Here is a 15,395-nt window from a genome sequence, read left to right on the forward strand (position 1 = left end):
TGTAAAATAAGAAAAGGCATGATTTCTCATGCCTTTTCCTTGAATTAAAACGAATTTTCATCTTGTAAACTTTGAACAAATCGAAAACATTGCATCATCGATAATAGGACGATCACAATCATAATTATACTAACAACTACTATTGCATATACTGTAATCGGTGCACTATTTATCCCTTGTATTCCTGCTATTTTCATAAAGATAATCGTAAATAATTTCAAAAATAACATCCCATTCACTAATCCAAAAACAAACGCTGCCCCATAAATAAATAATTGCTCCTGACATAATAAACATAGTACGTCATTTCTCTTCCTACTCTCTGCTACATAAGATTTAATTTCCTCTTTCCTCACTTGCAGAAGAGAAAACGTTATTTTATATGTAGTAAAAATACAAATAAAAATGAATACAATAAACAGCATGTAAAAGCTCATTTGAAATAAAAGTGTAGTCTCTAATTTCCCAATCGCTCCTTCATTAAATTGGAGCGATATCATAAAAAATAAAATCATAGTACTCATAGCAACCCACATGAATTGCTTCATCCTTTTGGCAGCAAATGTTCTTATATTTTTTCTCACTAACTGACATAAAGACATATGTTCTTCCCCTACCTTACTTCATACCATACTCATTCTATACTACTAGTGTATAAAAATATGACATTTTAAACATCGCACTACAATCTGAATTTGTTCTAAGTCTTTAGTCCTAGAAAATAAAATAGAAAATAAATCATATTAAGAATATATTTGTAAAAAGGAGGGGGTTGCATGCGCATAAAATTACTATCAATCTTATTTTTATTATTTCTCACAAGTTGTAGCTCACTTAAAAACAATGAGATCGCCATTGTTGAGCCATACAAATTAACAGAAGAGCAATCTTCTATTTTACAAATGACTCCTTTTCAAGAAGGAGACAGCATGTTTTATAACGTTACCCTAAAAAATAAAAAAGATGAAATACATGCTACAATTGATTATTATCAAAATGGTAAAAAAACAAACGTAATTGCGAATATAGCTACCTCCCATTTTCAAAAAAAGAAAGTAAAGCTTTCTTTTTTACCACCTCAATCCCAACTCGATAAAGATGTACAAGTGCAAAAACATTGGTATGTTAATATTGAAGGTAGTTCCATGCTCGCTCCTGAAGAAGCACCTCCAATCATAAATAGCTCTACCTCTACTACTCTTCAATCTGCTATAAACTTAACATACAATCAAAAGACGACTTTAGCAGCTATAATAAAAACGAATAAAGAAACCGTAAGAATTCCAATGCTTGAGGAAAAAACTGCTATTGACCAACTATTACAAGAAAACGAACATGTTTATCTCTTTAGTATAGAACTAAAAAAAGAACACTAAAGCGGAAATGCATGCATTTCCGCTTTAGTGTTTAACGAGGTGTACTTTTTAACAAATTAATTAATCTCATCCTCAACTTCTATTCTTTTCTTCTCTCTTGCAATTTTCAAAAACTCTAAAAGTTCTGGATTAGTATTCATTTTTTTGTACGCTACTGACATTTCTGCAACAAAATTCGAATCACATAACTCTTTATATACGACTTCGGTTTTATACAATTTATTCGCCGATACAGGTATTACCGTAATTCCGATTCCTGCCGCTACAAGTCCCATAACTGTTTGATATTCCGTTGCTTCTTGTACAATGTGTGGACTAAATCCTACGTCGCGGCAAAGTGATAAAATTGTATCGTATAACGCTGGCCATACCGGTCTCGTAATAAATACGAACGGTTCGTCTCTTAAATCTTCAATATGTATTTCATCCTTTTCAGCAAGTGGATGTGCCTTCGGTAAACATAACGTACAAGAAAGTTTTTGAATTGGTTCTAACTCTAGTAATTGCGTTGGAATTGGCGGACGCAAAAAGCCAATATCAATACGGTTATCGTGAAGTGCATGCACCTGATCCGGTGTTGACAGTTCATGTAATGCAACAGACACTCTCGGAAATTTCTTTCTATACTCCCTTACGATAGATGGTAAAATATCATATATCGCCGCACCTACAAAACCAATTGAAAGTGAGCCCACTTCTCCCCTTTGGGCACTTTGTGCAACTTCTACTGCTTTATCAATTTGTTCGAACGCTTTTTTTACTTCTTTTAAAAACATTTCTCCAGCTTCTGTTAATTCAACTTTTCTCTTCGTTCTTGAAAATAACATAACTCCCATTTCTTTTTCTAATTGCTGAATTTGTTGACTAAGCGGTGGTTGTGTCATTTGTAAACGAGCAGCTGCTCGTCCAAAGTGTAACTCCTCTGCCACTACAACAAAATATTGCAAATGCCGTAATTCCATTTTGGACACCCTTTTCACTTTCAATTAATACATCTAATATATTAATAACATATAATTTATATATTAGACAAATTTTTCGAATGAACGTATAGTAGAAATTGTTAATTCTTTTTTACAATTTTTATGTAAAAAAAGAAAGAGGTGGGTACTGTATGAAATGGTGGAAATTAAGCGGACAAATTTTATTATTATTTTGTTTCGCTTGGACAGGTGAATGGATTGCAAAACAGGCACACCTCCCAGTTCCAGGAAGTATAATCGGTATTTTTTTATTGTTAATTTCATTAAAATTTAACCTAGTGAAAAAAGAGTGGATACAGGACGGAGCAGACTTTTTATTAAAAGAACTTATTTTATTTTTCATTCCTTCTGCAGTCGCTGTCATACGCTACAAAGATACACTATCACAATATGGAATCGATCTCATTTTAATTATTATGATTAGTACACTTTGTGTCACTCTCGCTACAGGACTCCTAACAGAATTGCTACTAAAGCGGAAAGGATCAACACAATGATCGGCTTTCTTTGTTTACTATTAACACTATTCACATATTGGATATCGAAGAAAATGTATCAACGCTGGAATTGGAGCTTACTTTCTCCTCTTCTCGTCTGCCCTATTATTTTAATTGCTTTATTACTCGGACTAGACACACCTTATGAAACATATGAAACAGGTGGTCAATGGTTAACAGAATTATTAAAGCCTGCAACAGTTGCTTTCGCATGGCCAATCTATAAATACTTTGATTTACTCAAGAAACATGGAATAGCTATTTTACTTAATGTCATTGTCGGTTCATTTTTATCAGTTATTACTTCAGCACTACTAGCTAATTATTTTCAAATTGATTCATCGTTAGAACATAGTTTAGCGCCTCATATTGTAACGACACCAATTGCAATGGCCATTTCAGAAATGATCGGTGGTATGTCACAATTAACAGCTGTATTTGTTGTTTTAACTGCGTTAACAGGAGCATTGCTCGGACCTGCTCTCATACGTATATGCCGTATTAAAACAGCGCTCGCAAAAGGCATTATGTTAGGCACTAGCGCAAATGGAACCGGTACATCAAAAGCATTCGAAATCGGCCCTGTAGAAGGAACCATTGCAAGTTTATCTATGCTTTTAACAGCAGGAGCTAGTTTAGTTATCGTTCCGCTTTTCTTGTCGTGGATACATTGAAAAAGCAAGTGTTTAAACACTCGCTTTTTTATTTATATATTTATTTAAAACCTCATAATCCTCCGGGAAAGATAGCGTTAATTCCTTCATTTCATCTATCCTCTTCCAAGCAATTTCATGTATTAACTCATCAGGATCTTGGATTTTCATACTACCGCCTATTTTTTTAACGACATAATAATGAACGTATACAGGAACCCCGTATGTAATACCCTCTTTTTCGTATATTTTATTTACAACTTCCACATTGTAACCTGTTTCTTCCCAAACTTCTCGAATACAACATTCTTCTAGTGTCTCTCCCTTTTCAAGCCCTCCACTTGGAACAGACCACCTTTTTTCTTCACCCTTTTGCCCTTGCAACACCATTAAAACTTCATTTTTTTCATTTATACATACTGCTGCACAACCTATCCATCTTTCCATATACATTCCTCCCCCCTACAAAAATTCACCTTCTTTATCATTTTCTCCTTGAAAAAAGAGGAAAAAAGTAAACTAATGACGAAAAGTCACATTAACTTCATAGACAATCCCTTCTTAGAAATTAAAAACGGAAGGATGAAAATATGATTTCTAAATATGTTGTGGAATGTGTCTTTTGTGAAGAAAATCGAAAACCACGCCAAGCTATCGTAACAGTTCCCGCCACTACTCAGCTACTAGCCATTGAAAAATTGCGTGCGGAATGTAAACGTCGTTTCGGAAAAGCTTTATTATTGCAAACAGAAATTAAAGAAGAAATAGTTTTTGAACAAAAAGAAAGCTAACCATAAATTGGTCAGCTTTCTTATCCGATCATATTTTCACATGAAGATTAGGGGCATCCTCTTTAAGGATCGGGATTTTCCCATTATGTACGTTCCATAATGGTCATCGAACAATATATTTCTATGCAATTAATTATTGAATAGAATAGGGCAAAACTTGTTCGCATTTTTAGAAAAGGGATAGGGATATAATTCAAGTAGTACTTCGAATACTCGAACTTTACACTCATTATATTAAAGCAAATCCTTTTATATGGGAAATATGAATTACTTACATAATTCATTCGTAAAACATATTAGTTTGCTATATTATTTTCATTCCATCAATAACATACATCCAGCTACAACTGGTGTCATAATCATTGAAAGCTTCAAAAGCATACGTGGTGCATAATTTGTAAACTTCGCCCCGATATACGCTCCTAACATCGTGCCAATTAATACTTGCAATAACAGTATATAATCTAGGTAGCCTTCTGAACTATATCCTAGCCCACCTCCAATCGCAATCGGCAATATGACAAGCATTGTTGTTCCTACAGATTGCTGGATTGTTAATCCTAATAGAACCATTAATCCAAGTTGAATAAATGGTGCAGAACCAATCCCAAATGAACCAGCCATCATTCCAGTGACTAATCCGAGACATATACATTTCATTATATTTTCTTTCGAAAAATCTTTAATTTCTGTTAAAAGTAGTTCTTCCCTATTTTGAAACTTAATTAATTTAACAAACATAAAAATTGCAGATAAAAATAACATCCCAGCTGTAAACCAATGAAGAAGATGCGGTGGTATAAGTGAACCAAGCTTTGCACCAATATAAGAACCAAGTGCTCCACATCCACCAACAATCCCGCCTATAGTAACTACAACATTTCCTTCACGATAATGACTTATAACCCCAGATAATGTCGTAAATGCCATAGCAGTTAAAGACGTTGCAAGCGCAACATGAATAGGAATGCGGAATACTAAAGTGAGTATTGCGATAATAAAACCAGCTCCCCCTGCTCCAACAAATCCTAATAAAACTCCCATTACTAACATCGTTATAATAATTGCCACAGACTTTCCCTCCAGTAAAGCAATTATCCATCATATTCTTCCTTGCATACAAATAAAAAGCATCCTAGATGGATGCTTTTTATTTCAATAATATGTACTTAATCTTGATTAATCAAAATAACTGCAGGACCAGCGACTACTACTCCAGCTACTTCTATCTTTTCAAATTCTTTTACTGTAATAGATATAACTCCTTCTCTTTCCATTAATTCTTTACTCAGGACATCAGTCGGGATTGCTTTCACCGTCTTACCTCCTTTTCATTTATACAATATGATACAGTGAAACTTTAATCAGTTGCGATTTGGTCCATTCCGCACTGATTATAATCGGGCTGCTCGTTTATGCACGATAAAAACAACCCAATGCATCCATATATATGCATCACCTCCGCTTTCATTCCTTATTCCACTCAAAATCCTTCTCTCCCTTCCGTAACATATTGAAAAATAAAAAAGAAGCTATAACATATAGCTTCTCTCTAAATTTATTTAATCTCTTAGTATCTCATATTTCATAACTCTACCATTTCTATCAAATTGTAAAACAAGCTGTTCACTATCTATTGAAATAAAGCCACGTTCATTTCCAAGATAGTACGAAGTGGTAATCCCTTCTTCTCCATTTCTCGTTTCAGTAGGTGCTCCTAATAATTTTGTAATTTCTTCATTTGATTTCCCTGTTAATTTATATTTTTGCATTAGATCATCTACCATATGTACCCGTTTCTCTTCAGCATGTAACCACCGATTTTGATTAAACTTAGAAGTGTATGTATTCATACTTAATTGCGCAGTGCACACTATTAACGGAATGAGTGCTACTATTAATACTCCCGACATTTGCTTCTTTTCTTCATTACGATTTTTAGAAACATATAAGATAGATTTTTGAATCATGATTAATAAAGCAAATGGCATGATTACTACAAAAATACTCTTTACACTTAATAACGTATGAGTTATATCGATAATGTAAATAAACGCAAGATACATTAGTATATACAAACAAACATAAACATACAAAATACCCCTTAATATAGCACGCAGAAAGCCCACCTCTTTTTAATTCATTTTATAATTCATCCGATTAATGATTTCTCGAAGTTTTTCTAACTCTTGATCTGTATATATTACTTTCCCTGTTAAGATCTCATTTCTAAAGAACATTACAATTTGCTCTCTATCTTTTAATCTCGGCGTTTTTTCTTCAGACAGATCTAGCACTTCTTTCCCACTCTCATTATAAAAATATACAATCGGTTTTACGTTTTCCTTTACAATATCAACTTGTATTTCTTTCAAACAATTGTATAGAATATGGGATAGTTTCTTCGCTCTATATACTGGATTCCCTTCATTTTTTACTTGTATCGTTAATGAATCTTCACCTGTAATATATTCAAACGTCTCTTCTTTCTCTACTTCTTGTTGATACTTGCCAATTTCATCAATCATAAATGAATATATACTAGCATTTTCTTTCGTTAAGCCATGAATTAATTTCCCTGTCCATTCTTTCGTCTCAAGTACATACATACCCGTTTTACTTAAGACAAGATGATGAATGCGAAAATCATTTCCTCCGTGCTGACTTTTAATAAAAACATTCGGCATAATATGAAATTCATTGTCTAGTATTATGCCTTGTTCTACGAATCCACGCTTCATATAATGTAATGTTTCGTGTGTATTCACTTCAGCTCCATTTTTCGTATACTCTCGCAAATTTGCAATTAACTTTTGAAACATGTGTATTTCGTTACTATGTTTTTCTTGTATTTCACTTCGTTCTTTACTATGTTGCATAGCTAATTGATTTTTCATCATACGCATATTTTCAAGTTCTCTAGCTGCACTTATTTGTAAATCATTGTATTTCTTCTGTTCCATATTTTTCAATGTATTTTGTTGTTCTTTATGCTCTGTAACCGTAGCTGCAATTTCAGTTTCATACGTTTCAATTGCTTGTTTCTTTTCAAATTCTACTTGCTGACTCTCTGATTCTAGCTGTTTATTTTTATAGAACAGCACGAATACTACAGCTAATAATAATAAAATCACACCTATTAGCACATAATCCATATCTTTACTCCTTTATTCCATTTTCATTTATTTTTATAAACATCCATTATATTATACTATGCTTTCAATATACACTTTGTAAAAATTACATATTTTTATGAAGAGAGACTTTAATAAGCGATTTTTCTCATTCCCCACTGATTGTTTCAGGTTGCCCGCAAATAGCAGAATAAAAGGAATCTCAGGCGAGATACCTTTTACGTGCATTTTATTGTACACCATACTGAATATAACTTGAATCATAGTATATCCAGCCATTTCCACCTAAACCAAGCCAGAGCCATCTTGCTTACACCATACTCTATAAGCCTCACCGCGATGTAACTGTCTTATAACATTTCCATTTAATGATGGAGCATCCCGCAGATTCACATTATCACCAGTAATAGTCGCCACATAATGTTTATACTGAATGTAACTTGGATCATAGTATATCCATTCGTTTCCACCTAAAGCAAGCCAACCATCTTGTTCACTCAAAACTTCATACGATTCTCCTCTATTTAGCTGGCGAATTACACTAGATTGTAAAGATGGTCCACTCCGTAAATTTACATTATCGCCTTTAATTACAGCAACGCCGTAGACTGCAGTAGCAGTACTAGGTGGAGAAACATTTCCACCACCATTTGTTCCATTTCCTTGCAAAGCTTCTAATGAAACCGCTGCTGATACGTCACAATTTCCTACTACACCTGAAATTTTACCAGAATCTGTGTATTGCCATGCTGTCCACTCTGTCCAACCACCAGCATCAGCAGGCGGCGTACTAGAGTATTTAGAAATCCAAAGTGGAATATCACTTAACCCGTTAATTCCAAACTCATTAATATACCAAACTCCTGTATATAACATGACATCTTTTCCAGTAGCCTGTTTCACATAATTTATGAAACTCCTTGCCCAATTAGATATAGCAGTACCAGTTAAATTACTATTACTCGGATCTATCGGTGATTCTAAATCTAGAACTGGCATTAAGTCTGTCTGATTGCTTTGTAATATGTTCACAAAATGTTTCGCTTCTGAAATTGCATCATTTAGTTCTGGATGCGCAAAATGGTATGCACCGATTAATACATTCGCATTTCGCGCTGCTTGTACATTTTGAACCAAAGTAGGATCAAGATTATTCACACCTTCTGTCGCTTTTGCATACGCCGCTGAAATACCGGATCCTTTCAATGCATTCTAATCAATATTCCCTTCCCAATGAGATACATCGATAAACGTAATATTTGTACTAGATCTATCTTGCATATAAAAGCTCCTATCAGTTTTTTTCATTTCGTATACATACAATATGTACAACTTTATTAAAGGGTCACGACGTTTATACTATAGACATAGAGAGCAAACATATTTTATAAACAAAATAAAAAAGCCTTGTAATTACAAGGCTTTTTGTAAACTTCCTTTATTTTGTAGTAAATACATATTATAATACAATCCTTGTTCACTCAGTAATTCTTGATGTGTACCTCTTTCTACTATTTCTCCATCATGCATAACAAAGATTTGATCCGCATCTTGAATTGTAGATAACCTGTGCGCAATGGCTATCGTCGTTCTCCCTTTTCTCATTTGCTGTAATGCTGTTTGGATCGCATCTTCAGTTTCTGTATCAATATTAGCTGTTGCTTCATCTAATACTAATACTTTGGGATTCGTTGCTATCGTTCTAGCAAAAGCAATTAATTGGCGTTGACCGCTAGAAAATGCAGCTCCTCTTTCTACTACTTCTGTTTCATACTGCTCTGGTAATTTTTCAATAAACGTATTGGCTTGCACAAATTGTGCCGCTTCTTTTACTTCTTCATCCGTAATTTCTTCATTGTACATACGAATATTTTGTTTTACATTTCCCGCAAATAAAAATGCATCTTGCAATACGAGTCCTATTTTCTTTCTAATTTCTCGTTCTTCAAATTTCTCTAAATCCACACCATCTATTACAATCTTTCCTGACTTAATATTATAAAATCGCATTAACAAATTCATAATGGTACTTTTTCCGCTACCAGTGTGTCCAACGAAAGCAACCGTTTGCCCTTGTTTCACGTGAAAAGATACATTTTTTAAAACATCACGTTTTCCATCATACGAAAAAGTAACATTTTTAAATTCAATTTCTCCATTAACAACTTGAGGATTTCCATCCCCTTTTTGAACTGGCGCTAAATCTTTTTCATCCATTAAATGAAATACACGTGATGATGAAACAAGTGCCTGTTGGAAAAATGATAATTTCATCATCATCTCGTTTACAGGCTGGAAGAAACGATGTATATAGTTAACAAACGCATATAGAACTCCTACTTCAACAGGACTCTTCAAAGCATCAATTCCGAATAAACCAAGTACTAACGCAATAGCTACAATATGAACTAAATCAGTTGCTGGGCGTAAAAGTAACGCGTCTAACTTTAACGTCCGTCTCCCTGCACTATAATGTTTATTATTCACTTCTTCAAACTCTTTTCGCATACGCTTTTCTTGTCTGAACACTTGAACAATATTCATTCCTTGAATAGACTCATTTAACTTTGCATTTAACACGCTCAATTGATTACGTACTTCTAAATAAAAAGCTGCACTTTTCCGGCGATATAGCACCATAATTGCAAACATGATCGGAATTAATACGAGAGAAAATAGAGCTAGTTTTACATTTAATAAAAACATTGCTACTAAAATACCTATTAAAAAGACTACATTTTTGACAAATGTGGATAATACACTGACATAAAAATCTTTAATTGCTTCCGTATCATTCGTTATTCGCGATACGAGCGTACCAATCGGCGTACGATCAAAGAAACTTAATGACAACTTTTGAACATGATCATATACTTCAACACGCATATCTTGAACAATTTTAAAAGCGATATTTTGAAAATACAATAAGTCTAAATAAGTAAATAATACTTTTAATAAGTGAGCAATAAGATACACTACAAATAGAGTAACAAGTGCTGATTGATCAAAGTTACGTGGTACTAAATGTTCATCAAGAAATTGTTTAATTAAAAAAGGACCCATCATTTCAGTTACAGTTGCACCAACTAAAAAGATAAATGCTAAAGATAGCAACCCTTTATACGGCTTCATATAAGAAAGCAATCTACTTAAATCACTCTGCTTCTTCTCAGTCATCATACGCCTCCTTTCTCAACTAATGCTTCTAACTGCTGGCTCTCATACATCTCTTTATACCAACCGTTTTCTTCCATTAATTGCTCATGTGTACCTCGTTGCACAATTCTACCTTCATCCACAACAAGTATAAGATTAGCATGTTGAATTGCACTTAAACGATGAGCAGTAATAATCGTTGTTTTCCCTGATCTTTCCCTCTTTAATGCATTTAAAATCGTTTCTTCTGTTTTTGCATCTACCGCTGATAAACAATCATCTAAAATTAATATTTCCGCATTCGTTAATAACGCACGTGCAATAGAAATTCTCTGTTTTTGGCCTCCAGATAACGAAACGCCTCTTTCTCCTACTATTGTTTCATACCCTTCTGAAAATTGGAGGATATCATCATGAATACAAGCAATCTCTGCAGCGCGGGTAATTTCATTATATGTAGCATCCGCCTTTCCGAAGGCAATATTCTCTCCAATACTCGCCGAAAATAAAAAATGATCTTGCGGCACGTATGAAATGGCAGAACGGACACCGTAAAGTGTTACATCGCGAATATCCCGCTCCCCAACTTTTAATTCACCATTAAAATGGTCATACTCACGAATTAGACATTTTAATAAAGTCGTTTTCCCGGCACCTGTACGTCCGACAACTCCTAGTGTTTCACCCTTCTTTAAATCAAAGTGAACATCTATTAGCTGTAACAATTCATTTTTCTTATATGAAAATGAATCAACCGCAAATGTAACATCACCGCTCGCTATTGTATGCACAGCATCTTCTCTATTTACTACATCTGATTTTTGAGAGAGAATTTTTTCTACACGGTCATACGAAGCACGCCCACGCTCCATAATATTAAACAACCACCCAAAGGCTAACATTGGCCAAACGAGGGTACCTAAATACGTTGTAAATGTAACGAGATCACCTACAGTTAATTCCCCTCTCACAACTAATACTGACCCGTAACATACTGCAATTAAAAAAGAAAATCCAACGATAAGTGAGATTGTCGGATCAAACAACGAATCAATACGTGCGACTAACATATTTTTATGTACAACATCTTCTGACTTTTTTCGGAATGCTTGTAAATCTTCTTTCTCTTGTCCAATTGATCGAATTACCTTCATCCCACTCATACTCTCTTGCACTTTATCATTGATTTCCGAAAACGATTGCTGCGCTTTATGAAACCTTTTATGTAATAACGTTCCATAATAGTTTGTCGAAATCGCTACAATCGGCATTGGAATTAAGCTTAACAATGTTAACTTCCAACTAATTGTAAAACCCATCGCTACGAGTACACATCCCCCAACTGCTAATGAGTCAACCAATGTTAAAACGCCCGATCCAGCAGTTTGTTGAATCGCCTGAATATCATTAGTCGCATGCGCCATCAAATCACCCGTACGACGTGATTGATAAAAAGATGGACTCATCTTCGTAAAATGTTCGTATAAATTCTTCCGTAATTGACGAGCTAGTTTTAACGAAGATCCAAAAATCATAATACGCCATAAATAACGTAATATGTACATAGTAATCCCTACAACTACTAACAAAATAACCCACTTCAACAACTTTTCAGATGTTAATGTTCCATTATTAATTTCATCTACTACAATACCTAGTACTTTCGGGGCTACAAGTTCAAGAAGCGCGACACCAAATAACATAATAATTCCGATTATGTACGCTCGTTTTTCTTGTTTAAAAAACCAAGCTAAATTAATAAATACTTTCATTTTTATCCTCCTCCCTTAAAATGAGCGATGTTTTCAGTTTACCAAAAATACAGAATTTTTAAAAGCTTTAAACACTTCAAAAGTCCAATAGGAAAGGGCACTCTTATCGAGTGCCCTTTAGCGCTTATTTTGTTTGTTGCTTGCTCATCGCGCTCATCATTTGATTGATTTTCTTTTGGGAAGGTTTTTGTCCCATTTGCATCATCATCATTTTTAACATTTGTTCATTAATTGGTGGATTTTTTTCTAAGTAGTTCATCATGTATTTGCGGGCAATGAAAAATCCTAACGCCACGCCTGCTACTAGTGCTACTACGCCCACTAGAATACCTAACCAAATTGGCATATATTTTCCTCCTTCATGTTGTCTACCTTACAGTGTACTAAAACCTTTTCAATAAGACAAGATACAATTCGACATTTTTTACACATATGTTCGTACTTGTTTTAGAGGATTCAGCCATCCGTACTTTGTATTTTCATAATCCATTGCTAAAAATGTTAATTCACACTTCCTTAGTACTTCAAAGAAAGTCGTTTCCATAGAAACGTTTCCAGAGGTATTCATGCGAATGTAGTGCGGTTTCACCATTATTTCGCCGTATTCCGCTCCTGTATAAAGTGTATGTGTATGATGTGTTCGATCATATTTACCAAGAACGCGCAAAGCTTGTTCTAATTTATGGTGAATTTTCATTACTTGTAATGGCATCGTTATATACATCATTTGTTTATATAACACTTTTTTCTCCGAAAGGGACCCAGATTCTGAAAATCGAGCAAATAAATCAAAAAACAAATATTCACGACCAAAGTAAGCTTTCGCAATATCCTCTTGAATTAAATACAATTCATACGTTTTCATCTTTCGCCTCCCAATCTGGACAACCTTTTCCCTTCATTATATAGAAGAAATTTTGCAATGATTGTCTGACTGCGGAGAGATAAAAAACTTTTTCTGTCGAAAAAACTCATTTACATAGAAAAACCTCTCCATGCCGGAGAGATTTTTCTAAAATCATTAAAGCATTTCTTTTACTTTACGAACAACGTTCTCTACAGTAAATCCATACTCTTCCATAATCTTCTCACCAGGAGCAGAAGCACCGAATGTATCGATACCTAACACATCTCCGTCAAGACCTACGTAACGGTGCCATCCGAATGTAGCACCCATTTCGATTGCGAAACGTTTTGTTACTGCTTTTGGTAATACAGATTCTTTGTACTCAGCAGTTTGAGCTTCAAAGCGATCCATAGATGGCATGCTGACAACAGCTGCGTCAACGCCGTCTACTGCTAGCGCTTTTTGTGCTTCAACAGCTAGACTTACTTCAGATCCAGTTGCAAGTAAGATTACATCAGCTGTTTCTTTCTTGCTTGCAGAAACTACATATGCACCTTTTGCTACTTTTTCATACGTATCGTCTTTTGCACCTTCTAATGTTGGAAGGTCTTGACGAGTTAATACTAAAGCAGTTGGTTTGTTTGTAGATTCTAGAGCTAGTCTCCAAGCTGCAACAGATTCGTTACCGTCAGCTGGACGAATAACAGATACATTTGGCATTGCACGTAGCGCTGCTAATTGCTCGACTGGCTCATGTGTTGGACCATCTTCACCAACAGCGATACTGTCGTGTGTGAATACATACGTTACTGGCAATTGCATTAATGCTGCAAGACGAATTGCTGGACGTAAGTAGTCAGAGAATACGAAGAACGTACCACCGTAAGTTTTTAAACCGCCATGTAGTGCAATACCGTTCATTGCTGCACCCATTGCGAACTCACGTACACCGTACCAAATGTTTTTTCCGCTGTAATCATCTCTTGTAAAGTCTTTTTCGTTATTCATGTATGTTTTGTTAGAACCAGCAAGGTCAGCAGATCCACCGAAGAATGATGGTACAGACTCTGCAATTGCATTAATTACAGCACCTGAAGAATTACGAGTTGCTGCTTTTGATCCTAATTCATAAGTTGGTAAGTTTTGCTCCCAACCTTCTGGAAGAAGACCATTCATTGCCGCTTGTAATTCGTTTGCTAATTCTGGGTATGCTTGTGCATATTCACCTAGCATAGTGTTCCAGGCTGCTTGCGCAGTTTCACCAACATCTTGTACAGTTTTACGGAAGTTGTCATATACTTCTTCTGCTACATGGAAGTCTTGTTCAGCAGTCCAAGCATATGCTTCTTTCGTTAATTTTGTTTCGTCTACACCAAGTGGAGAACCATGTGAAGCTGATTTTCCTGATTTGTTTGGAGAACCGAAACCAATTGTCGTTCTTACTTCAATTAGCGTTGGGCGTTTTTCGTCAGCTTTCGCTTCTTCGATTGCTTTCGCGATAGCTTCAATATCGTTTCCATCCTCAACACGGATTACTTGCCATCCGTATGCTTTGTAACGATCTTCTACACTTTCAGAGAATGAACGATTTAAATCGCCATCTAATGAAATATCGTTTGAATCATAAAGCACAACAAGACGACCTAATTGTAAATGAGCAGCTAATGAAGATGCTTCAGCAGAAACGCCTTCCATTAAATCTCCATCACCACAAATAGCGTATGTATGATGATCTACTACATTATACGCATCACGGTTATATTTAGCCGCTAAATGTCTTTCAGCCATTGCCATACCTACAGCAGTTGCAATACCTTGTCCAAGTGGACCAGTAGTTGCGTCTACACCTGCTGTATGACCGTACTCAGGATGTCCTGGAGTTTTGCTTCCCCATTGACGGAAGTTCTTTAAGTCATCCATTGTTAGATCATAACCAGATAGGTGAAGTAGGCTGTATAGTAACATTGAACCATGACCTGCAGATAATACGAAACGATCACGGTTAAACCACGTTGGGTTATTTGGATTGTGTTTCATAAATTGAGTCCATAATGTATAAGCCATTGGTGCTGCACCCATTGGCATTCCTGGGTGACCAGAGTTTGCTTTTTCAATCGCATCGATGGATAATGTGCGAATCGTGTTGATAGAAAGTTGTTCGATTGAATGTGACATGCTATTCTTCC

Annotated in this window: 16 protein-coding genes and 1 pseudogene; 4 read left to right on the forward strand and 13 right to left on the reverse strand. The window is 35.2% G+C overall.

All coding sequences use genetic code 11. The features are described 5' to 3' along the window. Positions 1–44: 44 nt before the first annotated feature. Positions 45–602, reverse strand: a complete 558-nt coding sequence (locus DN392_RS14145) for a hypothetical protein (RefSeq protein WP_000050589.1) — start codon at positions 600–602, stop codon at positions 45–47. Between the two features lie 174 nt (positions 603–776). Between DN392_RS14145 and DN392_RS14150 the strand changes: the two genes are divergently transcribed. Next, positions 777–1,376: a hypothetical protein gene (locus DN392_RS14150; protein WP_001220611.1), complete on the forward strand. Its 600-nt coding sequence runs from the start codon at positions 777–779 to the stop codon at positions 1,374–1,376. 56 nt (positions 1,377–1,432) lie between these two features. On the opposite strand, the gene alsR is transcribed toward DN392_RS14150, so the two are convergent. Beyond that, positions 1,433–2,338, reverse strand: a complete 906-nt coding sequence (gene alsR, locus DN392_RS14155; RefSeq protein ID WP_000423221.1) for an acetoin biosynthesis transcriptional regulator AlsR — start codon at positions 2,336–2,338, stop codon at positions 1,433–1,435. A gap of 152 nt (positions 2,339–2,490) precedes the next feature. On the opposite strand from alsR, the gene DN392_RS14160 reads away from it, so the two are divergent. Both DN392_RS14160 and DN392_RS14165 read left to right on the forward strand, forming a co-directional pair. Beyond that, complete coding sequence (locus DN392_RS14160) at positions 2,491–2,856, forward strand: CidA/LrgA family holin-like protein (protein WP_000872362.1); 366 nt, start codon at positions 2,491–2,493, stop codon at positions 2,854–2,856. Continuing rightward, on the forward strand, positions 2,853–3,530 hold the full coding sequence (locus DN392_RS14165; protein WP_000578955.1) for an LrgB family protein: 678 nt from the start codon (positions 2,853–2,855) through the stop codon (positions 3,528–3,530). The genes DN392_RS14160 and DN392_RS14165 overlap by 4 nt, the downstream gene beginning before the upstream one ends. Before the next feature lie 12 nt (positions 3,531–3,542). Here the strand turns inward: DN392_RS14165 and DN392_RS14170 are convergent, their stop codons facing one another. Continuing rightward, the gene (locus tag DN392_RS14170; RefSeq protein WP_000442959.1) at positions 3,543–3,956 is read right to left on the reverse strand and encodes an NUDIX hydrolase; all 414 of its coding nucleotides are present in this window, start codon (positions 3,954–3,956) and stop codon (positions 3,543–3,545) included. Positions 3,957–4,099: 143 nt separating this feature from the next. Between DN392_RS14170 and DN392_RS14175 the strand changes: the two genes are divergently transcribed. Beyond that, positions 4,100–4,300 (forward strand): DUF3903 domain-containing protein, encoded by a 201-nt coding sequence (locus tag DN392_RS14175; protein WP_088321573.1) that lies wholly within the window; start codon positions 4,100–4,102, stop codon positions 4,298–4,300. Between the two features lie 315 nt (positions 4,301–4,615). Here DN392_RS14175 and DN392_RS14180 read toward each other — a convergent pair whose 3' ends face one another. The 10 genes and pseudogenes from DN392_RS14180 to tkt form a co-directional block, all read right to left on the reverse strand. Beyond that, positions 4,616–5,371, reverse strand: coding sequence for a sulfite exporter TauE/SafE family protein (locus tag DN392_RS14180; RefSeq protein WP_088321574.1), 756 nt, complete (start codon positions 5,369–5,371; stop codon positions 4,616–4,618). A 98-nt stretch (positions 5,372–5,469) separates the two neighbouring features. After that, entirely contained in the window at positions 5,470–5,616 is a 147-nt protein-coding gene (locus DN392_RS14185; protein WP_000644411.1) for a BC1881 family protein, read from the reverse strand. Between the two features lie 246 nt (positions 5,617–5,862). Further along, positions 5,863–6,429, reverse strand: coding sequence for a hypothetical protein (locus tag DN392_RS14190; protein WP_081252631.1), 567 nt, complete (start codon positions 6,427–6,429; stop codon positions 5,863–5,865). A gap of 6 nt (positions 6,430–6,435) precedes the next feature. Next, on the reverse strand, positions 6,436–7,455 hold the full coding sequence (locus DN392_RS14195; RefSeq protein WP_064473176.1) for a nuclease-related domain-containing protein: 1,020 nt from the start codon (positions 7,453–7,455) through the stop codon (positions 6,436–6,438). A gap of 208 nt (positions 7,456–7,663) precedes the next feature. Then, positions 7,664–8,640, reverse strand: a pseudogene (locus DN392_RS14200) (GH25 family lysozyme). 207 nt (positions 8,641–8,847) lie between these two features. Beyond that, complete coding sequence (locus tag DN392_RS14205; RefSeq protein WP_000136741.1) at positions 8,848–10,611, reverse strand: ABC transporter ATP-binding protein; 1,764 nt, start codon at positions 10,609–10,611, stop codon at positions 8,848–8,850. Beyond that, complete coding sequence (locus DN392_RS14210) at positions 10,611–12,362, reverse strand: ABC transporter ATP-binding protein (protein WP_000862360.1); 1,752 nt, start codon at positions 12,360–12,362, stop codon at positions 10,611–10,613. Before DN392_RS14210 ends, DN392_RS14205 begins: the two co-directional genes overlap by 1 nt. Before the next feature lie 124 nt (positions 12,363–12,486). Next, positions 12,487–12,708 (reverse strand): YneF family protein, encoded by a 222-nt coding sequence (locus DN392_RS14215; protein WP_001123316.1) that lies wholly within the window; start codon positions 12,706–12,708, stop codon positions 12,487–12,489. A gap of 78 nt (positions 12,709–12,786) precedes the next feature. Further along, positions 12,787–13,227 (reverse strand): sporulation inhibitor of replication protein SirA, encoded by a 441-nt coding sequence (gene sirA, locus DN392_RS14220; protein ID WP_000860645.1) that lies wholly within the window; start codon positions 13,225–13,227, stop codon positions 12,787–12,789. Positions 13,228–13,383: 156 nt separating this feature from the next. Further along, positions 13,384–15,384, reverse strand: coding sequence for a transketolase (gene tkt / locus DN392_RS14225; protein WP_061672869.1), 2,001 nt, complete (start codon positions 15,382–15,384; stop codon positions 13,384–13,386). Between the last annotated feature and the right edge of the window lie 11 nt (positions 15,385–15,395).

The sequence above is a fragment of the Bacillus sp. BB51/4 genome (assembly GCF_008368845.1).
GTDB classification, from domain to species: domain Bacteria; phylum Bacillota; class Bacilli; order Bacillales; family Bacillaceae_G; genus Bacillus_A; species Bacillus_A wiedmannii.